This is a genomic window from Pantoea sp. B270 (assembly GCF_018726825.1).
Classification (GTDB): domain Bacteria; phylum Pseudomonadota; class Gammaproteobacteria; order Enterobacterales; family Enterobacteriaceae; genus Pantoea; species Pantoea dispersa.
Genome location: NZ_JAHCSX010000001.1, coordinates 1,911,718 through 1,933,748 on the forward strand (window position 1 = coordinate 1,911,718; position 22,031 = coordinate 1,933,748).

The 22,031-nt window shown below is 40.6% G+C and carries 21 protein-coding genes and 3 pseudogenes; 4 read left to right on the forward strand and 20 right to left on the reverse strand.

All coding sequences use genetic code 11. The features are described 5' to 3' along the window. Positions 1 to 22 precede the first annotated feature (22 nt). Positions 23 to 505 carry a type VI secretion system tube protein Hcp gene (locus KOL70_RS09160; RefSeq protein WP_215480550.1) on the forward strand — a complete coding sequence of 161 codons (483 nt, stop codon included), beginning with the start codon at positions 23 to 25 and terminating at the stop codon, positions 503 to 505. Positions 506 to 559: 54 nt separating this feature from the next. Here KOL70_RS09160 and KOL70_RS09165 read toward each other — a convergent pair. The 11 genes and pseudogenes from KOL70_RS09165 to KOL70_RS09215 form a co-directional block, all read right to left on the reverse strand. Further along, positions 560 to 1,653, reverse strand: a pseudogene (locus KOL70_RS09165) (IS3 family transposase). 215 nt (positions 1,654 to 1,868) lie between these two features. Continuing rightward, complete coding sequence (gene kdsA / locus KOL70_RS09170; protein WP_115765220.1) at positions 1,869 to 2,684, reverse strand: 3-deoxy-8-phosphooctulonate synthase; 816 nt, start codon at positions 2,682 to 2,684, stop codon at positions 1,869 to 1,871. Positions 2,685 to 2,687: 3 nt separating this feature from the next. Beyond that, a complete protein-coding gene (locus tag KOL70_RS09175; protein ID WP_215480551.1) occupies positions 2,688 to 3,380 on the reverse strand; it encodes a hypothetical protein in 693 nt (230 codons plus the stop codon). Continuing rightward, the gene (locus tag KOL70_RS09180) at positions 3,373 to 4,353 is read right to left on the reverse strand and encodes a hypothetical protein (protein WP_215480552.1); all 981 of its coding nucleotides are present in this window, start codon (positions 4,351 to 4,353) and stop codon (positions 3,373 to 3,375) included. The genes KOL70_RS09175 and KOL70_RS09180 overlap by 8 nt, the downstream gene beginning before the upstream one ends. Next, a complete protein-coding gene (locus KOL70_RS09185) occupies positions 4,325 to 5,242 on the reverse strand; it encodes a hypothetical protein (RefSeq protein ID WP_215480553.1) in 918 nt (305 codons plus the stop codon). Before KOL70_RS09185 ends, KOL70_RS09180 begins: the two co-directional genes overlap by 29 nt. Beyond that, positions 5,223 to 6,365: a hypothetical protein gene (locus KOL70_RS09190; RefSeq protein ID WP_215480554.1), complete on the reverse strand. Its 1,143-nt coding sequence runs from the start codon at positions 6,363 to 6,365 to the stop codon at positions 5,223 to 5,225. Before KOL70_RS09190 ends, KOL70_RS09185 begins: the two co-directional genes overlap by 20 nt. Next, positions 6,362 to 7,276, reverse strand: coding sequence for an endonuclease/exonuclease/phosphatase family protein (locus KOL70_RS09195; protein ID WP_215480555.1), 915 nt, complete (start codon positions 7,274 to 7,276; stop codon positions 6,362 to 6,364). Before KOL70_RS09195 ends, KOL70_RS09190 begins: the two co-directional genes overlap by 4 nt. Next, the gene (locus KOL70_RS09200; protein WP_215480556.1) at positions 7,261 to 8,427 is read right to left on the reverse strand and encodes an NAD-dependent epimerase/dehydratase family protein; all 1,167 of its coding nucleotides are present in this window, start codon (positions 8,425 to 8,427) and stop codon (positions 7,261 to 7,263) included. The genes KOL70_RS09195 and KOL70_RS09200 overlap by 16 nt, the downstream gene beginning before the upstream one ends. 17 nt (positions 8,428 to 8,444) lie before the next feature. Next, on the reverse strand, positions 8,445 to 9,551 hold the full coding sequence (locus KOL70_RS09205; RefSeq protein ID WP_215480557.1) for a nucleotidyltransferase family protein: 1,107 nt from the start codon (positions 9,549 to 9,551) through the stop codon (positions 8,445 to 8,447). Then, on the reverse strand, positions 9,535 to 9,801 hold the full coding sequence (locus KOL70_RS09210; protein WP_208002940.1) for a hypothetical protein: 267 nt from the start codon (positions 9,799 to 9,801) through the stop codon (positions 9,535 to 9,537). Before KOL70_RS09210 ends, KOL70_RS09205 begins: the two co-directional genes overlap by 17 nt. 528 nt (positions 9,802 to 10,329) lie before the next feature. Then, positions 10,330 to 11,526, reverse strand: a pseudogene (locus KOL70_RS09215) (IS3 family transposase). A gap of 28 nt (positions 11,527 to 11,554) precedes the next feature. Between KOL70_RS09215 and KOL70_RS23790 the strand changes: the two are divergent. Continuing rightward, positions 11,555 to 11,908 (forward strand): DegT/DnrJ/EryC1/StrS family aminotransferase, encoded by a 354-nt coding sequence (locus KOL70_RS23790; protein ID WP_371824655.1) that lies wholly within the window; start codon positions 11,555 to 11,557, stop codon positions 11,906 to 11,908. Positions 11,909 to 11,910: 2 nt separating this feature from the next. Next, a pseudogene (locus KOL70_RS23795) lies at positions 11,911 to 12,216 on the forward strand (DegT/DnrJ/EryC1/StrS family aminotransferase); the annotation flags it as partial. Positions 12,217 to 12,768: 552 nt separating this feature from the next. Here the strand turns inward: KOL70_RS23795 and KOL70_RS09230 are convergent. The 5 genes from KOL70_RS09230 to KOL70_RS09250 form a co-directional block, all read right to left on the reverse strand. Next, entirely contained in the window at positions 12,769 to 13,185 is a 417-nt protein-coding gene (locus KOL70_RS09230; RefSeq protein ID WP_215480559.1) for a hypothetical protein, read from the reverse strand. A gap of 95 nt (positions 13,186 to 13,280) precedes the next feature. Beyond that, the gene (locus KOL70_RS09235; RefSeq protein ID WP_215480560.1) at positions 13,281 to 13,700 is read right to left on the reverse strand and encodes a hypothetical protein; all 420 of its coding nucleotides are present in this window, start codon (positions 13,698 to 13,700) and stop codon (positions 13,281 to 13,283) included. 12 nt (positions 13,701 to 13,712) lie between these two features. Continuing rightward, the gene (locus tag KOL70_RS09240) at positions 13,713 to 15,545 is read right to left on the reverse strand and encodes an integrase (RefSeq protein ID WP_215480561.1); all 1,833 of its coding nucleotides are present in this window, start codon (positions 15,543 to 15,545) and stop codon (positions 13,713 to 13,715) included. Next, on the reverse strand, positions 15,538 to 17,058 hold the full coding sequence (locus tag KOL70_RS09245; RefSeq protein WP_215480562.1) for a site-specific integrase: 1,521 nt from the start codon (positions 17,056 to 17,058) through the stop codon (positions 15,538 to 15,540). The genes KOL70_RS09240 and KOL70_RS09245 overlap by 8 nt, the downstream gene beginning before the upstream one ends. Continuing rightward, the gene (locus KOL70_RS09250; protein WP_115765329.1) at positions 17,051 to 18,268 is read right to left on the reverse strand and encodes a site-specific integrase; all 1,218 of its coding nucleotides are present in this window, start codon (positions 18,266 to 18,268) and stop codon (positions 17,051 to 17,053) included. The genes KOL70_RS09245 and KOL70_RS09250 overlap by 8 nt, the downstream gene beginning before the upstream one ends. A gap of 406 nt (positions 18,269 to 18,674) precedes the next feature. On the opposite strand from KOL70_RS09250, the gene KOL70_RS09255 reads away from it, so the two are divergent. Next, positions 18,675 to 19,082, forward strand: coding sequence for a hypothetical protein (locus KOL70_RS09255; protein ID WP_215480563.1), 408 nt, complete (start codon positions 18,675 to 18,677; stop codon positions 19,080 to 19,082). A gap of 94 nt (positions 19,083 to 19,176) precedes the next feature. On the opposite strand, the gene KOL70_RS09260 is transcribed toward KOL70_RS09255, so the two are convergent. From KOL70_RS09260 to KOL70_RS09275, 4 genes are all read right to left on the reverse strand, one after another. Then, a complete protein-coding gene (locus KOL70_RS09260) occupies positions 19,177 to 19,500 on the reverse strand; it encodes a hypothetical protein (RefSeq protein WP_109650923.1) in 324 nt (107 codons plus the stop codon). A gap of 12 nt (positions 19,501 to 19,512) precedes the next feature. Further along, on the reverse strand, positions 19,513 to 19,719 hold the full coding sequence (locus KOL70_RS09265) for an AlpA family transcriptional regulator (protein WP_050679705.1): 207 nt from the start codon (positions 19,717 to 19,719) through the stop codon (positions 19,513 to 19,515). Positions 19,720 to 19,818: 99 nt separating this feature from the next. After that, positions 19,819 to 20,673, reverse strand: a complete 855-nt coding sequence (locus KOL70_RS09270) for a DUF6387 family protein (RefSeq protein WP_109651108.1) — start codon at positions 20,671 to 20,673, stop codon at positions 19,819 to 19,821. Between the two features lie 218 nt (positions 20,674 to 20,891). Continuing rightward, positions 20,892 to 21,914 (reverse strand): VasL domain-containing protein, encoded by a 1,023-nt coding sequence (locus KOL70_RS09275; RefSeq protein WP_371824656.1) that lies wholly within the window; start codon positions 21,912 to 21,914, stop codon positions 20,892 to 20,894. Between the last annotated feature and the right edge of the window lie 117 nt (positions 21,915 to 22,031).

Consider the following 22,031-nt stretch of genomic DNA (forward strand, 5'->3'; position numbering starts at 1 on the left):
AGGGAAAGAAAAAGGACCAGTCATGAGTACAGACCTCTTCCTAAAAATTGATGGAATTACAGGTGAATCACCGGACAGTAACCATAAGGGCTGGATTGCTATTGAATCTTTCACATGGGGCGCGAACCAGCCAGGGAACATGTCAGTTGGAGGCGGAGGTGGTGCTGGAAAAGTTCAGTACCGCGATCTCTCGATTCAGGCCCTGATAGACAAAGCAACTCCAGCTATAATGCGCTATGTCTCTAACGGCAAGCATATTGGTAAGGTAGAGCTATCGGTATGTAAGGCCGGAGGGAGTCAAATCGAGTATTGCCGCATTACGCTTGAAGACGTTCTTATCACCAATGTGATTTTTAATGGTACTACTAACCGTGACCTGATAGGAGTCTCATATCAGTTCCAGGCATCAAAAGTTAAAACACAGTATTGGGAACAGTCAGCGAACGGCGGCAAAGGTGCTGAAACTCAGTCAGGTTGGGATATTAAAGGCAACAAAGAATTTTAAAGTCTCAATGATGTTGGCGTTTAAGTGACCTGCCCCCAAGATTAGATACAAGGCTCAGTTAGTAATGTCGGATCCTTCACTCTCAGAATTACCCTTTCTCCAGCCCGCTACAAATTCAGACGGCGTCTGATAATTCAGCGTGGAGTGTGAGCGACATTCGTTATAATCCTGACGCCATTCACTGATGGTTTTCCTGACATGGCTGATGTTGCTAAACCAGTGTTCATTCAGGCATTCATCGCGAAAGCGTCCGTTAAAACTCTCAATAAATCCGTTCTGTGTCGGTTTACCGGGCTGAATAAGCTGCAGCTCCACGCAATGCTCAAAGGCCCACTGGTCAGGTGCTCTACAGCTAAACTCCGGCCCCTAGTCAGTTCTTATCGTAGCCGGATAGCCGCGAAACAGCGCAATACTGTCCAGAATACGCGTGACCTGCACGCCTGAAATCCCATAGGCAACAGTGACAGTCAGGCATTCCTTTGTGAAGTCATCGACGCAGGTAAGGCACTTGAGCCTGTGACCGCTGGCCAGTGCATCCATGACGAAATCCTTTGACCAGGTCATGTTGGGCACCGCCGGGCGGAGCAGCGGCAGACGTTCTGTTGCGAGCCCTTTACGACGACGTCTGCGTTTAACGCCCAGCCCGTTCAGATGATAAAGGCGGTACACGCGCTTGTGATTAACCAGAAGCCCTTCACGGCGCAGTAACTGCCATATGCGGCGGTAGCCAAAACGCCTGCGCTCCAGTGCCAGTTCAGTAATGCGCCCTGATAAATGGGCATCAGCCGCCGGACGCTGAGCGTCATAGCGGCAGGTCGACAGGGACAAACCTGTGAGTCTGCAGGCGCGACGTTGCGACAGACCGGTCGCATCACACATCAACACCACGACTTCGCGCTTCTGGTCTGTCGACAGTACTTTCGACCCAGAGCCACCTGAAGCGCCTCCTTATCCAGCATGGCCTCGGCGAGCAGCTTCCTGAGTCTGGCGTTCTCTTCCTCAAGGGACTTCAGGCGCTTAACCTCAGGCACCTCCATGCCGCCATACTTTTTACGCCAGGTGTAAAATGTGGCGTCGGAAATGGCGTGCTTACGGCAGAGTTCCCGGGCAGAAACTCCGGCTTCAGCCTCGCGGAGAATACTGATGATCTATTTGTCGGAAAAACGCTTCTTCATGGGGATGTCCTCATGTGGTTTATGAAGACATTACTAACACCGCGGTGTATTAATCAAAGGGAGCAGGTCAAAATGTATGATTTAAGCCCCTAAAAGCGAAAGGGGCTCAGATGGACATTGCTACGTTATTCAGTTATTAATATTCAATATTGAAAATGAACTTAAATGCACGGTAGCCAAATTACTAATTAGTTGCTAACAACTTGTTTAATATCCATCAGCCGAGGCAAAAGCATACGCATGTCATGTAGAGGGATCATATTGGGGCCGTCACTAAGTGCAGTTGCTGGAGACGGATGTGTCTCCATAAAAATACCATCGACACCGATTGCAGCTGCAGCTTTGGCCAGACCTGGTGCATATTGAGCATCTCCTCCTGAAGATGTCCCTTGCGCGCCGGGTCTTTGTACCGAATGTGTTGCGTCAAAAACAAAAGGATAGGGGCAAGCCAAAAGTTGTTGCATTGCACGGAAGTCATTAATCAGATAATTGTATCCAAAACTAGAACCGCGCTCGCAAATCATAAAATTCTTGTTTCCAAAACTTTCAATCTTATTTACTACTTGTAGCATTTCCTGCGGGCTAAGGAACTGGCCTTTTTTAATATTCAGGGCTTTACCATAGCTCGCGACTTTTCTGAGGAATTCAGTCTGGCGAACCAAAAATGCAGGGGTTTGCAGAATATCGACAACGTCGACAATTTCGTCGATATTTGTCGACTCATGTACATCACTCAATATATTGAAATCATAGGTAGATTTAACTTCCTCAAGTATGCGAAGCGCTTCATCCAATGGAAGTCCTGTGAAGCTATCGAGAGAAGTACGGTTTGCTTTCTTAAAGCTAGCTTTAAAAATGATATCAAAACCATAGGCATTTTTAAGTGTAGCCAGAACATCTGCGACCTGGAGAGTTATATCTCTTGATTCGACCACGCAAGGACCAAGGATGAAGAAAAGGTCACTTTTTCGTTTGAATGAATTGATATCATGAAGGTTAAGCATTTATTAAACTCCTAAAAAAAACTGATAAATAGAGATAGAACTTTGTATTGCTGAGAAATCAACCGCTCCGTAAATCTTAGTCTTCTCTTCACTGTATACTTTTGAAGACATTGCTTTATCAAGCAACCCTTTGACTTCAAAACATTCAGGATCCCTATATTTGTAATAGGCACTATATTCATCTTTTTTTTCAAAAGGATACATATCTCTAATTACTTTACCAATCCTCTCTTGAAATAATTCTTTATCATCCAGAATCAGAACTGCTGTTCTAATCTTGTCATGGTAGTTCTCATAAAGTTGCTTCAACTGACTATAGGCTTGATTAAATACTTGATGGTTTATGGCCTTCTTGTTCCCAAAGGATTTCTCCCATGATAAAAAACATGAATGAGGTTCTCTGAGACAAAAAATAATTAAAGCATCTGCGTAGTCATCAGGAACCAAAATTTTGGCTATTGGATCAATATTAACCTCCTCAATGAAATAAGGGCCTAGTGCTTCTTTAGCAACAAAGAAAGGAGAATCCCCCATGACAGATAAAAGATCATTATCCGGGGCATCTTCTGCAAGTTTTTTGCGAACATCATTTTTACAGATTTGAAAGTAACCATCATATTGATCATTAGACAAAGCATTAAGTACAAAAGTTGTGCCCGACCGACATGGTCCTAAAATTATTATTTTTCTATACATCAGATATCAACTCCAGAATACGAAATTTTAGGGTATTTAATTGAGAGTATTGCCATTTCATTTCAACAGAATTAATTCTACTGGAAAAATTTGTAAAAGAGGTATTATCTGAGTCAATTGACAGACCAAGCCATTTGGGACGTTGTTCATCATTAGGACTTAAACATTGTTCACTTATAATAGATTGTAAATTTTCTAGGGTTGAAGGCGTAGAATTTGGAAAGATAATTTTACTAATCTCTACCGGAAAAGTTTGTATTTTATCATATCCAAAAAGTGATGAAGGAGAGATAATCTCTTTATCCTTTTCACAAGGATCTTTGATTATTCTCAGTTCCTCGAACCAGGAACATGCATAAAAAACGTTATTTCTACAAATAATGGGCAATCGGTCATTTGATATAAAAGTTGCACCTTCAATATTGAGCGCCTCTAATAAACATGTTGTTTTACCCATACCTTTAGAACCTACAAAACAAATAGCCTTCCCTTTATAATTAAATGATGAAGCATGAAGAACAAAACCACCACTATTTTCTACATTTGTCACAATCAATTGTTTTATTACTCGTTGTAAATCTCGCAATAAAGTATCGTAAGTGAGATAGTAGATGTCAATATTATTGTTTTCAATATCAAAAATGGTTCCATTTATAGGGTTAAAAATGACCCTGCCTTGTGCTTTTTTATGCATATACCCAGATGAGAAGTCAGATATATAGTTATCTTGTTTTGCGATAAAAAAATCAACACGGTCAGCATGCTCAAGATTAAAATTTGATTTCTCGTTAATAAGTGAAATTGAATAGTCTGCTATAATATCAGCATCCTGAATCACAGAGAAAAACGGCTTAAGGCATTGCTCAAAAATCATCATAAAGTCATCAAATTCACCCGCCCCCCTGAAATTAAAAGTAATATAAATAGTATTACAATAACAAAGGTTAATTTTTCTCGATTTTATATTTTTCAAGATACACCTCATTTTTATTTAAAAACTCATTTATAGTGGAGTGTGGACAACCGATTTCTCCTGCGATTATCGGCAAACCAATAAATACATCGATAGAGTGATTTAGAACTAATCGCACTTCCGCATGTACACTTGATTTCTCGCCCATAAGATACAGAAGAATATCTACAATTGACTTTGCACACGACATTGCTAGGGAATTTTTCAAAGAATGGAAACGTTGTATTTTCCACCATTTCAACTGTTCTATTCTATTTAAATCACAATAGAGCAAGTAATCGAAATTCCTCTCCAAATATCTGTTTTGCTTCAGTCGGGTAAGTTGATAACCAGCATGCTCCACAAATCCATCAAAGAATATATAATCAGATGTGTTGTAATGACATTGCTCAAAAATATTATGTGCACCTATAACATAACTAACAGCATCATTCTGATAATGAGCCCGACAGAAATCATTTTGCACTCCGACTCCATATACGTAACAGTGCGTTTCCTGTTCAATATAAGCACCTAATTGAGTGCACGGATTAGAAACTAAAATAATATCCTTACCAGTAAAAAATTGAATGTAATCCTGAATTAGACCTTTATTAATTTCATACAAACTATCTTTATTGGAGCCGCTATCAGTACTTCTTCCGCAAATAAAAATTATAACATCTGCATCATGTAAGACTTTCTTATCCAAAGAAACAGATACATTATTCGTCAGGCAATCTTGGATGCAGGCACTGATACGCGAAGCCTGGCTAAAATCCCTGGCAAAATAGGTAACTGGGAACGAGGCTATCGCTGAAATGTTAAATATCAGATTTTGTCCTACTTTACCGCATCCTCCAATAACAACAATATTATTCTTTTCTCCTCTACCTTCCCGTAAGAACATATTTCCCCCTGCTCAATAATAAGTATATAAAGAAAAATAAGATTGAAAGCAAACAGATTGAATTAATTATAAAAACAGTAGTAACGCTTACTGACACAGTTATAATTAATAGGGAAACTGTTGATATTATTCCTCCTATCATAAGACTGTTGATATAATTAACACTTTCTTTTTGAGTCCTTCCAGGCATAAGACGCATCGATATCTGAGAAAACAATCCATAATGCATTCCCTCCAGAAAAGCAGAAACTTCAAATGACAATGAATTCTCACTAAGGTAATAACTGACATGAGCAATGATCCCTAGACATATGCACAGTATTAAAGTTTTTAGAGAGGTAATATTTGCTAAATATGCCTCCATTACATAAGCTGAAATTATCTCAGAAAAACATTTTATTGCAAAAACTAAACCAGGCAAATAAGTTTGAAGCTGATAATTTTTGATGATAATTAATGGCATCGCCTGTTTAGCAAGAGCATTTGTCGCTGAGATTAATATAACAACTATATAAAAATTATTAATGGCACTCTCATCTTTTTCTTTTAATGTAAATGCACCGGCAGCTTCCTCTTGTATACTACCTACATTATGGTTCCTGCTTAGGATAACAAAACTAACTACCAACCATATAATAGCTATGAATAAGTCGATCCTCGGCAAAAAATCATATCCGAGATTATCTATAATGAAAAACGAAAGTGCTGGCCCAATTAGCCAACCTATAGAGGTTGCTATTCGAGCATAGCTTTTTTCCCCTGTTGGTATTATCTTATTGCTTAGATAATAGGCCGAAGATAAGTGACCATTTGCAATGGGTAATAATAACAGTGCAAAAAATATCTTTGCCCATAAGGGTAATAATAACAGCATAATTAAATCCAACAGGACAAGGGCTATTGGATGAATTAACATAACTTTCTGTGAAAATAAATTCTTGGTAAAGATTTTTAATTTTATTTTCCCTGTAGAAATAGTGAGGATTAAAAAAAGAAGATTATAAATTGCAAACCAATAATCATTGTAGCCAGAATAAACTGCGATCAGATAGCTCATTGTAGCGGCGATCATACTGACTGCAATAACACCATTTACAATCAGGATGTAAATTAACAGTCTCACATGCGGATCCTTACGCTCACGATTTCATGATCTGACAGTGGATTACCTGCTGCATCAGTGGCCGGCAGTGTCATAGCATCGGCAGCAAAAAGCTTGTGCAGAAAAAGCCAGTCAACTTTCTTGAAAGGTGGCTTTGGAAAGCCATTCGGTAGTTGCCTGCGTGTATGCCGCAACGTATTACTGTTATGCCAGTCAAAGCCTTCCTGCTCTAACTCTTTAAATATTGGTTCATGGCTTGCAAGCGCTTCAATACTCAAAGTCTCCAAAACAGGAGGAAGTTCAGAAGTATTAAAGTCCCCGCCTAGAATTACAGGTTTTTTAGCATAATAGCGCGACAGATGGTGAAGGATCTGTTTCATACAATGCAGCCGCTCATTCGCGTTAGTTAGACATTCAAAATGACTGACTACAGTCACCAATGAAGTATCCTCATATTCAATTTCACAGAATAATGCGCAGCGCGCGCCATCGCGGTCGCTGTGCCAGTCCAATCCCTTCCATAAACCTTTTTGTTCAAAACGAATCATTGTGGAAGCAATAATTTTTCTCTTTGAAAGGATAACGTTACAGTGCAGAGATTCATTGTTTTTCATCAATCTGCACTCTTGCATTTCAGTTTGGTTTCCATGTCCATGCTCAATAAACTCAACAACGTAACAACAGTCCATTTCGAGGTTTTCGGCAAGATTTTTGATTGTATTGATATTACCTGATCGAGCCATTCCAACATCAAGCTCACAAGCTAAAATAAGGTCAGGGTTAATATCTTTCACCCGTTGGCATAGTAATTCTATTTGTTTACCACGCTCCATATTCCAAGCAATAACTTTTAATTCCCGGGATGTCCTAGGATGCGTTAATGCATTGATAACATAAATGCTCGATAAAATCTCATCTAGGCAGTATTCCATTTGGCCTTCGTCCCCATTAGTTTTTTATTAAAACGAGAAGAATTTTTTTCAATGAGCCTGGATATATCTCTAAGTGAAGAAATATTGATTAAAATGGGTTGTAAACCATCCAACAAGAAACTTTCATTGCTAACATTCAGTGTGTGCTGTTCACATTCTAATCGCGGATTTTCAGTATGAGAGATATCAACCGAAAAAATATCCGCAATGACAGCCGCAATCTGATTTATACTTTTTGTCTCAGCTATTTGATTTCTCACTTCAACACGACCAGTAATAGGTTTGTGTTTTTCTATTGCTAATCTGATGCAATTAACAGTATCCTGTATATTAATAAAAGCGCGGGTTTGCTCCCCTTTTCCGTACACTGTCAAATTTTCGTGATTGGTTGCCTGAACTAAAAATCGGTTTAAAACCGTACCGAATTCGCCATCATAATCAAACCGGTTAACAAGGTCTTCATGCATACTTGTTTCTAAAGTATCTCCTCCCCAGACAATACCTTGATGCAAATCAGTAATGTCGAGGCCGTAATACTTAGCATAGAAGTTAAACAGGTTACTATCCATAACCTTTGTCAGGTGATAAATAGAGCCAGGATCAGTAGGGGCAAATACCTCTTTGCTTATCCGACCATCCTTGCCTTCGATTTCAACGTCTATATAGCCTTCTGGTATATCGTACCCGAGATTATTGTAACCATAAACGCCAACAGACCCCAAATGGATAAAATGCACCTTCTTATTCATACGTACGAGAAGAGATAGCAAATTATTTGTGCCAGTCACGTTATTTGTCACTGTATACCGATTGGTCTCAGAAGTGAGCATTGAATAAGGTGCAGAGCGCTGCTCAGCAAAATGTATAATCACGTCTGGTTGAATATCATTTAGCAATCGCTCTATTTCATTAACTTCATTACAAACGTCGAGTTGTATAAAATTAATTTCCTTACCAGTTAGCTCAAACCATTTATTTAAACGCTGATCTATTGATTTCACATCAGTAAGAGACCCACTTGAGAGATTGTCGTCAATTTGGCGACGCGAGAAATTATCTACTATAGTGACATCATTACCATCCTGAGATAATGCTAAAGAAGTCGGCCAGCCGCAAAAGCCATCCCCACCAAAAACAATTATTTTTTTCATTTCTCACTCCAGTTATTTTAAATATATCCTAATAATTTTGGGTAAAAATCACCTAGGTCATACTCTCGTCTAGACAACAGACTTTCTCTATAAATATTAATTTGACTTGTCGGAACAAAATCCTCACCTAACATTTTATTAGCATGTGATAAGCAATAATAAAATGGTGCATGAAAGTTATACTTACAACTTAGAGAAAACAATTTTTCCCAATTAATTTTTTTACTCACTAATATTCTCATTCCATCTACATATGCGCATATCGTTGGATCATTATAGATTTGCGTCACAGAATAAGCACGACCGAACAATAAGCAAAGATACACCTCAGGGGAAAGTCCAATGTATTCCACCTCCTCTATTTTGCTTATCACGGTTCCTGCCCAAATATCATCTTCATCAAAGCCAGCGGCTATCGACTGATGGAGGTCAATATATGTAATCAGTATAGGTTCACCAGAATCATAAATTTTTGTATATTTCTCGAGTATAGTTTTATAACTTTTCAGTTCATTTACACGAGTGAATGCAACATATGGATGGGTTTCATGGTGATTGTTAATTACCCATTCAAGCTCATTTTTCGGGATTTCAGTTATGTGCAATTCATGTTGATTTAGTGCCGTATTACGGTCAATATCACCTTGTCTGAAGCCCAATGCTTTAATCACTGCATCAGCTTTTAACAACTGACTTCTTTTAATCAGAGGGTCCACATCACTGATAAAACGAGTTCCAGAAGCATTTGGATAATTGTAGATAAAATCAATACCCTTGTAGGGCATAACATCAATTTCGTTTTCTTTTAATGCTGTGAATACTGGTATTAGTTTTTCAATGCGAACATTTGTAATAACTGTCATTGCCCGATACAACAATTCAGTCTCTGGGAAACGTTTTCTCGTATCAGAATCCGCCATTGACCAGAAAGATAACATCTTTCTTCCATGTAAAAACTTTGTTATTTCTAATTGTGAACAATCATTTAAATTATCCCTAATAAAACTATCATATAAAAATGACGCATAGTTGTTAGCTTTTTCATTGTTAAGCGAACGTAAACCCAAGTATAGTGCAAAAATATTTTTTACTGCTGGCCGGGATGTTTTATAGGTTAATGTCATAATCATATATCTTCTTCTTGTTGTTAAGGCTTTTACAAAGCTCTTCAATACTTCCAAAGATAGCCATATCCATTGTAATGTTTCCAATTGGATATCCACTAAAACCTACATTCTGGTGAATACTTTCAGCTTTTATAAAAAACTCTGAATATGTTGCCCCTAATTTCGCCCCACCAATAATTTCGAGTTGATGTAAAACAATCACCCGCTTTTTTTTTGTATGTGGAGGCAAGATTCCATCAATAATCATTCATTTATCCTCTTGCAGTAACAGTTACGTGAAATTAGTTCGAAATTATTTCAATTTGATTAAGTTTTAATTTCCGTAAAATGACAAATAATTTCAAATTTTCTTATTGCACCTCCAAATCTCTTATCAACTGCATTTTTACTGGTATGAAGTAAAATCAATAATTATTTTCAGTAAAATTAACAAACCATTGGCATTACTTTAAAACATTTTATAATAAAGATTTACCCAGTGCTGCTGAGTTTTTTTTGAAACGATATAACAAATTCTTTTCGCCTGACTCAGGCTAACTCCCAACAGCAGAATCCGATGCACAGATGTGGCACTAACCTATATCTGTTGCATCCCTTTTTTTCCTCTGGATGCACTATTTTTTCCTGGGTGGATTCGCAACAACTGTAAGAATGTGTGTGAGGGGAAACAAGCGGCCTGTAACAACAATGACCCGTAGAGCTCTTTTGACCAGCTTCCGCTATGGACGCAAGGTTTCATCGTCGGCTGGATCCAAAAGGAGGCATGCAGTAGTGGTCAACAAAAACTGGCCACGGCTTTAGAGTTTTTCCAGAACAATCTTTCTGATTCATTCGGCGTCTAACCATCATTATATTGATGGGGTCTGAGCAGACTGTAATATCCTGTGATGTAATTCGTTATTGCAGTGCTGGCTTGGCTAAAATTCGTATAGCCATTATCCGGTACCCACTCTGTTTTTAGGCTTCTGAAGAACCGTTTCATTGGGCTGTTATCCCAGCAATTTCCCCGGCGATTCAGACTTTACGTTATTTGATATCTCCATAGTAACTGCCTGAAATTCCTGCTGGTATAGTGACTGCCTTGATCCGAGTGATACAGTAAATTAGCCGGTTTTCCCCGTGCTTCCCAGGCCATCGACAGGGCTTTACCTGTCAGTGCTGAATCAGGGGAAAATGACATCGCCCAGCCAACCGGTTTACGGGAAAAAAAATCGAGTACTGCAACCAGATAAGCCCAGCGTTTTCCCGTCCATATTTAAGTCACATCACCGCACCAGGCCTGATTAGGCTCGATAACAGCAAACTGGCGATCCAGATAATTAGGGATCTCAGTGTTTTCCTTATACGCCTTCTTTTAACGATAGCCAGGTTGCTGACAGCTAATAATATTGAGCGCTTTCATCAGCTTTGTTGCCCGCCAGCGGCTCAGTTTTATACCTCTGGTGGTGACCATCGCGGCAATGCTTCGCGCTACTGCTGAGCCGTTACTTTCGCGATAAACTTCACGCACAAGGCTCAGTAATGCCATTCTCGTGGCGTCAGGCTTCCTGGGTTGCCGCCAGTATTTATAATTGCTGCGATGAACACCAAACACGTTGCACACAATGGCAACAGGAAATCGCGCCCTGAGTATCTTAACTAATGAGAATTGTTCAGGGAGTCTGACGTCAAGAGCGCGGTAGCCTTTTTTAATATATCCCTCTCCATTTCAACGGGTTGAAGTCTTTTCTTTAGCTCACGTATTTCAATCTGCTCAGGTGTCATGTGTGAAGCAGTGGGTGATTTTCCCGCTCGCTCTTCTTTCAGTTGTCGAACCCATTTTTCCATTGTGGATTTACCGACGTTCATTGCCGTAGCAGCGGCGGCAACGGTGTAATGCTAATCGAGTACAAGCTGGGCAGCTTCGAGGCTAAAATTGTGTCTGTTACGTCCGGTCATAATGTCACCTGTTTTGACTGTGAGGTGATGATATCACCTCTATTCAGGTGGCCAAATTCAGTGTGCCACTACTAATCCAAGTAGGGCTGGTAGCTCTTACCGTGGGTAAAGATAGCCGTGTCGCTGTACCTGCAGTCTGTGCGGTCATGACTGTATTACCCGTCCTTCAGCTTGGCGCTACGCCCGTAGTGATCGATACAGATGGCGACTCCTTCTGCTTTGATCCCGAACAGCTGGAGTCCGAACTTAACAATGATCTGGCAGCCATCATCGCCTGTGGTATGTGGGGTAATTTAGGCACTTCCGAAACTATGCTTTTCCTTTCTAAACGTTTAAATGTCCCATTGCTGGGAGATGCAGCACAGTCTTTCGGAGCCTCAACTCCTTACGGGAAGGAAGGTCTTAAGGACACGTAGGTTGCTTCAGTACCCATGAATATAAACTGCTCGCAACAGGAGAAGGCGGTTTCGTATCAACAAATGATACGGATCAGGCTAAGCGCCTTCGCGCCTTTATAAGCCTGGGCTTTGACGGGAATGGATATGGCAATCAGTTCGGTGTGAACTATAAACTGTCAGGTTATCAGGCTATCGCGGATCAGCATTCGCTGACAGGGCTGGATAATTACCTATCGTCTCGCGAGGCGCTATGCTCAGTATGGCTCGAATCACTCTCATTGCTTCCGCAGCTAAAATCTTTACAAGTTGCAGATAACGGTAAGTAGCGCTCTATGCATGTGCTATGCAGTTCAATGATAATACTGACGGGCTGTGCTTTGCGGCTGAATTAGCTGCCCGTGGCCTGCTTACCGATCCGTAGCGCTATGAACTGAAACCAATCATCTGCTATCCGGTTTTCGCAGAGTATCATCCTGGAAATGATAAACTGCCTAACGCGATGAAATTTATTCGTCGTCTACTTATCCTGCCTGTACATGATAATATACACTTAGCAGATATCGCAGAAGCCTCAAGATTGGTATCTAGTTTGATAAAAGACTGATATTTTCCGCCAGGATAGACTTCTTCATTAGAGACTAACTTGGCAATGAACAGTCAATGTAATAATTGCCAACCAAATATTTAAAGGCGCACTTTTCTTGGTTTTTCTAAAATAAATAATAATGTCATCGCTAATTAATAAAAAACCGCGCTCATTTAAAAACTTCAGCATCTAGCTTTGTGCTGATAAATATATAAAACCCATATCGTTCAGCGTGCTGTCTTTTATAAAAAACGTCTTAAATTATATAAAGAATCAGATATATAATATAATTTTAAATTCTTCTTTTCTTTCTCTTTCTTGCAGCAACGACCTGATTCAGTAGTACAGCTTTCTCAAACTTTACCCTTTCCTCACGATAAATATTCTCCGCCTCTTCTTCGTTATCAATGACGTAATGAATCATAAAGCGAAAGAAAAAAGTGATCTCGTGCTCATAGCCGAGATGCTGAATGATTCTTGGAGAATTTGATTTAAGAGCGTTTGAAAGCATAGATATGATCGTAAAACGATCTGCAAGATCTGTTTTAGATTGTGGAAGGTAGTACTTAATGTAATAGCCGACACAGAATAGCCAGATATAGCGAATTATCTTGTCCTGTGCAAAACCTGATTTTTTTAATCTCTCAATGAACATTTGTAAAAGAAAAAGTAATTTTTCTTCCCTTGAAAGAGCGTCTGTATTTTTCATAGATTGCGTCCTTGCAAAATTGATCAACCACTCCTTGGTTGTATATACAAGATAACATATAATTTAAATTGCGCAATATCTGCGCAACTAAATATTTAATCAGCATTGGTTTCCCTGTCTATCTTGGGCAGACCATTATTAAGTTGTTCAAAACTGATTCCGTGATTTATAGCATTAAACTGCCATACAACAAACCTCTCTTCCAGACTCCTGAGCTCTTCTGCCAGTATTTTATTTTTTAGTTCAAGATTCCTGATGCGCTGTGAGGCAACTTTCAAATTAGCTGGCCGTTTTTCTTCATCATTACCAGACTTAATATTTTTCTTCTTAATATTGAAAGCCATGACAATATCTTTGTGAAGCCCCAGTGACTGACGGGTTGGTCGCTTACCAATCAGAGGTTCAAGCCTGTCACAAAGATATTCCCATGAAAGCTTACCTGACTTCTCACTCTCCCAACCTGCTATTGTGTTTTTAATTATGCTGATGTCTTTATTATCCAGATGTTTAGCCATATGACTCTCCTTTTAATTATGATTTGTCCTTTCATTTCCAATCAGTTCATTTCTGCTCGCGCCTGTGAGATTTTTCATATGTGTAAAATCATCACCCTCCAGTCTTACCAGCGCCCCGTCCTCAAGATTTTTGCTTTTGAGTAACACTATCAAATCCAGAAGTCTTGCTTGCGTTTTTTCGTGATAGGCCGCCCACTTGTCAGCCCCGTACTCCTCCTCTTCCATGTCAACTTTTGCCTTTTCAAGAAGCTGCTCTGTGTATGCCGCAGTAGCTTCCAGCCTGCCTAGCGAGTCTTTGTCCCCTTTCACGCACATATGATTGCTGCAATTGATACAGTCCCTGAACTTCGTACACGGAGAGATTACGTAGTCATGAGTGCAGTAGCCGAACTCTGTCACGTGAATGGCTGCGTGGCCTGTATCTTTGACATTAATACGCCATGAAGGGTTTGCTATAGCTCGTGGAGTGGTGTTTTCTGGTTTAATGCCGATATTCTGCACGTTATGCTTAACTGACTCCCGAACCTTCTCTTCCTGGCTGACGTGGTTATAGGTTCTGTTTTGTGTTTCCCTCACTCGTCCTGACCACTTGGCTAGTTCAAAATCGCCAAGGCCACCACGTTGTGCAATTGTATTGAGTAAGTGCCTTGCCTGGTGACTTCTGAGGGAAAGGCTGTTCCCATTTGCCCCTCTGTATCCGTGCCTGTCAAAAATTGTTGTAATAGAGTGAGTCCGGCGATATTCAGTGCTTCCCAGGTTGGCGCTAACCATAGAGGCAGTTGGTCTGAAAAGAGATCTTTGCGTTGTTAAACTTACACTGAGCTGATACCGGAACAGAAGACATAGTGCGTTGCTGTATCGGACGTTCTTTTCTTTATCGTACCAGGGGAAGTCTGGGTAAAGCTCACGGCCCTGACCAGAAATCTCAATCTCTCTGGCATATGTCCGGGCGTTTTCTGAAAGAGTCCTCAGCCTCCTGATAGCTATCTCAGCAACCGGAACCATGACTTCTGGAATCCACTTCACATTTCCACCAAAGCCTTTTTCTGAATAGAATCTCAGCCCGTACCTCAGCTTTCCTTCCCTGTCCGCCTCACGGATTTCACAATCCGCAGGGAGCGTCAGGATTTCGGTTACTCTGGAAGGCGCGCACATGAGCAACGCAAAGACGGAGCTTATGAACACGTCCATTTCTGAAAGCTGATCGTCTGGAAGTGCGAAGATTTCAGCGATAGCATTCAATGACTCTTCGTCAGGTAACTTTGCCTCACGGGCCTCTTGTGCAGTTTTAGTGAGCCTGTGGCTTGCTTCCGGCGCTTTTAGCGGGCTCTTCCAGAGAAGTGACTGCGTGATCAGGAATTCTTTTTCTCTGAGAAATGAAACCAGTCCTTCCATTACTCTGCCGCAGGCGTGCGCTACTGCTTTGGTATATGTGCTTTTTAAGGTAACAACGCACTGGTCCAGAACTGTGAGGTTAACGTACTGAATATGACTCCGCCCATTGACCTGCAAGAGGGCTGCCTCAAGTGTTCTGAAAACGATATTCAGACGCTGATTGATTTTCTTGCCTCCATTCATGTAGTGGTAAAGGACATAGCTTTTAGCGAACTCAATAAAATTCTTGTCTAATGGCTCATTTACAATAACAGAGCTTTTTTTAACGCCTTTGACAGGGGTTTTAGTAAAAAGGAAAACTTTTGTCCAGTTAACCTCCTCCCAGCTCACAAGGTCGTTTTCATTGAGAGTGAACCGACAGTAGCTCACAAAATCATCTATTTTTTGCGCACAATATTTTTCCCTGCGCGTTTCGAGCACTCTTAATTTATCATTTTTGATATTATCCATTTAACACCTCCGGGTTTGTTTTGATTTCTTTGCACTTATTTATCACCTCTGATACTGCAATAATTGTTCTATCAAGTATTTGTATAGTTATAGGATCAGCCACTATGCACTGAATCCTGTTACGCTCATCGAGTAAATATTCGAGTAATTTTTCATGCGGCCCTTCAACAAAAGGTCTGAAATGCATGCAGGTGTAACAGGGTATGGGCACACATGCTGTGCAGGATTTGCAACTGGCGCATTGCCCTGACTTTTCACCAGTATTGATTCTGATGTTGCCACCGGGATATTTATCCTCACTTTTGTTAATCAGCACTCCCTGAAACATCTTTGCGTAGTAACCAAGCTCAGTGGAAACGGCATCTTCGATTCTATTTAAACTATCTGGACCTGACTGAACATAAATGCCTGTATACATTAAAGTGGAATGATCAAGTAATTCGCCTATGACGACTTCTCCGTAGCCCTCTCTTGCGAGCCGTGTACCTAACGTATAGCGAAACCGCCGGGCATTCATATTTATTACTTCACGCGTCCTTTCCGAGATTACGTTCTCTGTTGTAGCTATTCTTTTGAGCGTTTGAGTACACTTTATCGCATAGGCATGAAGTCTGTCTGAGGAAAGAATCTCATGTAGATTCTCACAATCAACAATCGCTTCAAGCCTTTCCTGACAGACAAACAATGGTAATTCTAATATCTCTCTTTCAGAGAGCTTTCTGCCAAGCTGCTTGCTAAAAGCCTCAGAAACAATACGAGCCTGCTCTTTAAATATGTTGAATAATTCATCAGTAATTCTGAATCGCCTGAATGACGCTCTATACTTCTCACCTTGCTTTATTCTGGGGATATTTATATAGCATTCGTTTATGGCTCTTTCTTTTATGATATCTTTCGTTTTTATCTGTGTGATTTGTAAACTTCTTCTGCCCGTGTGAATAGTGATTAAAGCCATTGCCAGATCAGAATAGGATATTGTACCCTTCTGGTATGCACGTGAGACGGCATCGTAAAAGTTATCGAATTCCATGTCTGTCAGAGGCCCCTGATAAGGGTCTCGTCTTTTAACAACTTCCCCCTTTTTATTGTCTTTTATCGTCCAGTTATCAACGAGGTCTACACAATTTTTGGTAATCCCCTCAAAACCTAGTTCATACCATTTTTTGATTAGGATTCTGAGGCAAATGAGATCCTGATTCGAGAACTTATCACTTGATTTTGTTGTTAGCATTACAGCTTCGTCAATTGAATCAAAGCTCATAAACGAAATAAATTTCATGAAAACCCTGTTAATTTGCTTAACAGAACCGGGGCTAATTTCTTCTGCGAAATATTTCAGTGTATTCACATAACCGAACTGGAGGTTATCTGGCAACCTTTTATTTACCTCACCCACATTCAATTTTATATTTCTACTTAACTCCCAGAATTCGTCATCCAATCCAAATGTGTAACTTTCATTTTTTGCATGAAAGATATCTCGATGCGCATTCAGAAAATTTAATTTATTCATAAGACACCCCACTGCGCTTTTGGAAAATAACTTTCTGAACTGCCAAGGCTGCTTCCTCTGATTTTGAAACGACAAACCGTCTATTGTACGTTTGTGCTGTTCCAGAACCCGGCTCCCAACCCATATGGTTGGAACGCATTTTCTCTTGCATCTCTTCACTCACATACTCGGTACTTTCATCCATCAGTTTCGAAAATAAATAGTTCCAGGTGTGTCTGAACTTATGTCCAGTCAACTGGCTTAAACCTGAGTCAATGCTTCTCAGTCTGTAAATTATCTTATGGTATGAAGGAACAGACAAAGGATCGCCGCGTGTCTCTCCTTCTTTGTGCGTAATAAAAAGGTATCCATGCTTTTTCTTTTTGATGTTGGCTTTTCTTTCCCCTGTAATATAAGAATGGAGAAGTCTGGTAAGTTCGTCAGACATGGGTAAATTTCTTTCAAGTGTTTTTACGAGAGGCTGATTGACTCTTGTGTCCTCAATACTGTCAGCCCTCCTTCTTATGAAAAGCATTTGCGCTGCAAAATCAATATCTTCTACTCTCAGGTTCAATAACTCGCCACATCTTATTCCTAGCGAATGTAATATCATGACTATAAGCTGATTTCTCAGGCGAACTTTCTTGTCGAATGGATTGAATTCACATTGAGGATCAATAACAGAACGAAGGATATCCAGATCTTCTTCTTCAATTGTTTTATAGACGTTGCCTTCTGAATTTCTGTATTTTATCTTCGGCCTTCTGGCTTTTATCTTTTTCACAAAGTAGAAAATTTCCCTGTAGCCGTCGCCAATATTTTTGATAGTTAGCTGACACAACCATTCGAGATATTTTGCTATGGTCGTAAGCCGTATGTACTTTGTCGCACTGCATACCCCAGGATGATCATCTTTGATATTAATCACTTTCGCAGTTCTCATCCTCTTCCCGACAAAATCCCGCAGAAGATCAATTTCGTTGTTATCCAGAAATCTTGCTGTTTGAATTCGCTCTTCAATGTCTATGTTGCGTATAAAAAGAAACCGATAAAAAAGTGCGATACACCCTGCCTGTGTCTCAATTGTTTTTATCGATTCACTACTGTTTCTCAGTTGTGTAGTAATAAATAAACATGGATAAAATACCGGAATACCTGTCTTCTTGTTTTTTATAATGCAATAGCGCTCACCATTTTTCATCTTAAACGTTTTAATACCAAATCTTTCCATAAACTCTCCTTTTTTTCAGTTAAATTCTTTGCAAAACAGGTATAGGTTAAATATTCAAAAACAATGACCTACAATAATTTTGCAAGAATATTTTATTAATATACCGCTTAATAACTGTCAATAAAGGATGGCACTAAATATTCTTTCCAAATGTTAATAAGGTATATATTAGTTATATTCTATTTACCTGATACCTTAAAAAGACTCCACGCAGCTTGATATAACTGACTTCATATTATCTTCGTAAAGAATTTTGCAAAATTTAAGCTGTTTTGGCTCTTAATTCTTTCCATATTTATCGACAAGTTCAACGGCATTCATTTTAAATAACACAACTGTTTAACTAGTCAATAGTTGCTTTTATTTTATAATTAGTTATATATAAATAAAAAATTATGGAGAGCCTATGATTGACATTAAAAACAACCTGGAAATTATGTGGATATACTTTCTTGAAAATGAAAATGAAATCTTGCAAGAATTACATGAATCATCTTCCTTCGAATTCTACGAACGCTACCTATTGGAGTTATCAGCAAGGGAGTTCCTTGATTTCTTCCAATATTTATTAGACTACAAAATCGATAATAATCTTGATGATAAACATTCAATATCTCAGCTCATTAGCTATGGCTTTGATCAAAAACCCACTCTCGACGGAGAACCAAAATTTGAAAACTTTCAGTCTATTCAATCACGTGTTGCCGATCTTAGAAGCGAACATTTAACCCAAAGGATTAAAAATGAACAGCAACTATTGGGTTCCAATATTGAACAACTAGCAGAAACCATAAAAAAGCAAGATAGGTTGTAATTCATTTATATGAAGGGCCATGCATATGATACATGGCCCCATTCCTATCACTGTTAAATTAACCATATAAAAATACGATTTATTTAAAATAATCTTACAGCTTAAAATCTTTGAATTCATGTTCAGATTTAAACAAAAGGATCATTTTGGCCAGATTCTCAACATCTTCTTTCTGCTTAAACAAAGTCATCCATATTGAAAAGACTGCGTACTGTAATTTAAACTCAAATTCAAAAATAGTAGATACTGCACTCTTTATATTTCCTGAGAGATATTCCCCTAACCAGAAAGCAATGCTTTTAGAAAATTCATCATTACACATGGCTGTAACTGCATCATGGTCGAATCTTTTATCAAATGATTCTTTTTTCATAGACTTAAAATATTTATTAGTACTAATAAAATCGTTCAGTTTCATATTAAACCCCTCTTAAATGGTTTCGTTTCGTGATTTAGAAATTAACATCTCAATCCATTCATCAATCTCACCCTCAATAAACGCCACCGCACGAGAGCCAATCTTGATAGGTTGAGGAAATTGCTTGTTCCTAATAAGCTTATAAATCCATGACTTGCTATATCCTGTTTTATTTATTACCGCACTTAAGCGAATGAGTTTTATATTTGAAATGTTCATGCTGTCGCTCTCTCTTCTGTTTCGATGAGAGCTACATTACCAGGTGGAAGATTAGGAGGGTGAGTGTGGCTCGTGACAACGGAGCCACTGGAGGCTGGGTCAGTTGGAATCCGAGAGTTTCATGACGTCTGAAACTCTCATATTTTTAAGGTGGGGGTTTCGATTTATGAAGAAGTTGAATTGGCGAACGAAATCAATGGTTGCTGCTTTCATAGCCAGTGGTCTATCGGCGTCTTTGATATGGTAATTAAGACGGATAACTGCCTCGTCGTCTTCATCTGTGTACAGCAGTCTGGAAAGCCGCTCGTCTGAAACGCGCAGCTCATACATCTTTGCCCATAAAAGAACATCGAGCATTGCGATGAGACGATAAGAGATAATCTTCTTGATTGTGCCGTAGCCGAAGCGCACAGCCCCTGACTCGTCAGCTTCAATCCCCTTCACGCGTCTCCATTGCGGAAGAGCTGACTTGATAGACTCTGCAATCTCATCGTCTGTACCACTGGCAAGGTCTATTTCTAAAAGGACGGTTCTCTCACATACCGCTGACATAACCGTAGATACATAGGCTTCATGGTGGGGAAGGTTTACGCAGTACTCGTCACTACCTTGCTCCCAGGAGAACAGATTGACCCGGAGACCCGTTACACTAAGTTGAGCAAGTCGGCTTATGTCTGTGATGAAGATATGCGGTGGGCTTTGAAGAGTTTGATCATCTTGCATGTAGTTAAGCTGCTCGGGATCGAAGAGGAAAGGCTTCCCATTGAAGATCTGTCTCATATACCCACCGAGGCCGATCTTTTCTTCTTCTGTGGGCCAGGGTTTAAAGAGCAAGGCCCTTGCCCACAGCTCATGATAGAGACAGTTAAGCGTGGTCTCTTCGAACTTTCTATAGCTAGAAATGTTCAGCCAGGATTTGACTGCTTTGGTATCTTCTGTTGACCAGTTTTTCAAAGCTAACTCCTTCACGATTTCTCCATGAAAAGAGTATAATCAACACTGTTCAATCAACGTTATAAAGCTGTTTTGAGGAAAGAAGCTTTTGTTGGTATCTTTGTTGGTACAAATGATTCTAAATCATATTTTTCGCTTAAAATAAGTCACTTAACTGTAAGTTCGATTCCTGCAGGGGACACCAGTAACAGCTCTTCTGCTTTGGTTTACCGCTTCGTTTATTGGTCCTCTCCCTCTGCCACCCCAATGCTGTTTTTCATCTGCCACAAGGTGTAAATCTGCGATCGCAGGTGCTGTTCAAGCTGGCGGATAAGCTGTTGCCGCTGGGGCGCACTGGCTGGTAGCGAGTGAATTTGCCGCAATTGTTCCTCAATGGGCTCAGCCTGCTGAAAACGGGTCATCAAGCCAAATACCGAGGACTTCAGCTCACTCACTGTGATGTATTTGCCTTTTTGCTCATCCAGTCCATTCAGACGCTCGCTTAACTGCGCCAGCTTCATCATCCCCTGATGCCAGGCCGCAAGGTTTTGCGCTGGCAACGTGCTGGCCTCAAGCTGATGCAGCCACCGTGCTGATAAAGAACCCGCCTGTTCCGGCCACAGCGCCTGCGCCTGCTCCACCAGCTGCTGGCCATACGCAATATTCCAGTCGGGCGCGAGTTGCTCCAGGCGAGATAACTGCTGCTGCGTGTCGGCGACCAAGGCTGATGGTATGGACGTCCGCTGCCGCAGCACATCCCGCTGCTGTGGCGTGAGTGTGGCGGGCACAGGACCCAGCGATGCCACCAGCTGAGCCTGCAGCGGATCGGGCCGGTGCAGATATTGCCAGCCGCCCACCGCGACCACGCTGATAAGCAGCATGGTAAACATCCCGGCACTGAAAAATTGCCACTTATTACGACGGGCCAGCGCCGCTGTCTGCACCTTTATCTTCGGCTGATGTTGCTGCTGCGCGACATAAATCCATCTGGCGTTATGCGGAGTTTTCGTTTCATGCGGGAGTGCGGATATCGCCCCGTTATCTATCGTGGTGCCGGGCAAGATGTCGCTGGTCATACCGTCACGGCTTTCCAGCCTGGCAGCACTGTTGTGCATCAGAGCACGCAACGTATCAAGCTGGCTAAGATGTTTAAGCTCCAGCCGCTGTAACACGGTCCCCAGGCGGGTAAGCAGTTGTTCAGCACGATAAAGCTGACTCAGATCGTCATAATTCAGGGAAAGGGTGCGCATCTGCTGCTGCACGCGCTGGCTCAGGCTGGTGAGAATATCCATGCGCGCATGAATCGGTTGCGGCCACAGCGCCCCCCACTGATGGCTCACCAACGCTTCCACTAGCGCCAGACCTTCATTCAATCCGAC

Bases quoted from the DNA above. Each gene is read 5' to 3' on its own strand.
- KOL70_RS09245 (WP_215480562.1), bottom strand. From the start codon at position 17,058: ATGAATAAATTAAATTTTCTGAATGCGCATCGAGATATCTTTCATGCA.
- KOL70_RS09195 (WP_215480555.1), bottom strand. From the start codon at position 7,276: ATGGAATACTGCCTAGATGAGATTTTATCGAGCATTTATGTTATCAAT.
- KOL70_RS09210 (WP_208002940.1), bottom strand. From the start codon at position 9,801: ATGATTATTGATGGAATCTTGCCTCCACATACAAAAAAAAAGCGGGTG.
- KOL70_RS09255 (WP_215480563.1), top strand. From the start codon at position 18,675: ATGATTGACATTAAAAACAACCTGGAAATTATGTGGATATACTTTCTT.
- KOL70_RS09250 (WP_115765329.1), bottom strand. From the start codon at position 18,268: ATGGAAAGATTTGGTATTAAAACGTTTAAGATGAAAAATGGTGAGCGC.
- KOL70_RS09205 (WP_215480557.1), bottom strand. From the start codon at position 9,551: ATGACATTAACCTATAAAACATCCCGGCCAGCAGTAAAAAATATTTTT.
- KOL70_RS09265 (WP_050679705.1), bottom strand. From the start codon at position 19,719: ATGAACATTTCAAATATAAAACTCATTCGCTTAAGTGCGGTAATAAAT.
- KOL70_RS09160 (WP_215480550.1), top strand. From the start codon at position 23: ATGAGTACAGACCTCTTCCTAAAAATTGATGGAATTACAGGTGAATCA.
- KOL70_RS09235 (WP_215480560.1), bottom strand. From the start codon at position 13,700: ATGGCTAAACATCTGGATAATAAAGACATCAGCATAATTAAAAACACA.
- KOL70_RS09175 (WP_215480551.1), bottom strand. From the start codon at position 3,380: ATGTATAGAAAAATAATAATTTTAGGACCATGTCGGTCGGGCACAACT.
- KOL70_RS09260 (WP_109650923.1), bottom strand. From the start codon at position 19,500: ATGAAACTGAACGATTTTATTAGTACTAATAAATATTTTAAGTCTATG.
- KOL70_RS09240 (WP_215480561.1), bottom strand. From the start codon at position 15,545: ATGGATAATATCAAAAATGATAAATTAAGAGTGCTCGAAACGCGCAGG.
- KOL70_RS09200 (WP_215480556.1), bottom strand. From the start codon at position 8,427: ATGAAAAAAATAATTGTTTTTGGTGGGGATGGCTTTTGCGGCTGGCCG.
- KOL70_RS09185 (WP_215480553.1), bottom strand. From the start codon at position 5,242: ATGTTCTTACGGGAAGGTAGAGGAGAAAAGAATAATATTGTTGTTATT.
- kdsA (WP_115765220.1), bottom strand. From the start codon at position 2,684: ATGCTTAACCTTCATGATATCAATTCATTCAAACGAAAAAGTGACCTT.
- KOL70_RS09230 (WP_215480559.1), bottom strand. From the start codon at position 13,185: ATGAAAAATACAGACGCTCTTTCAAGGGAAGAAAAATTACTTTTTCTT.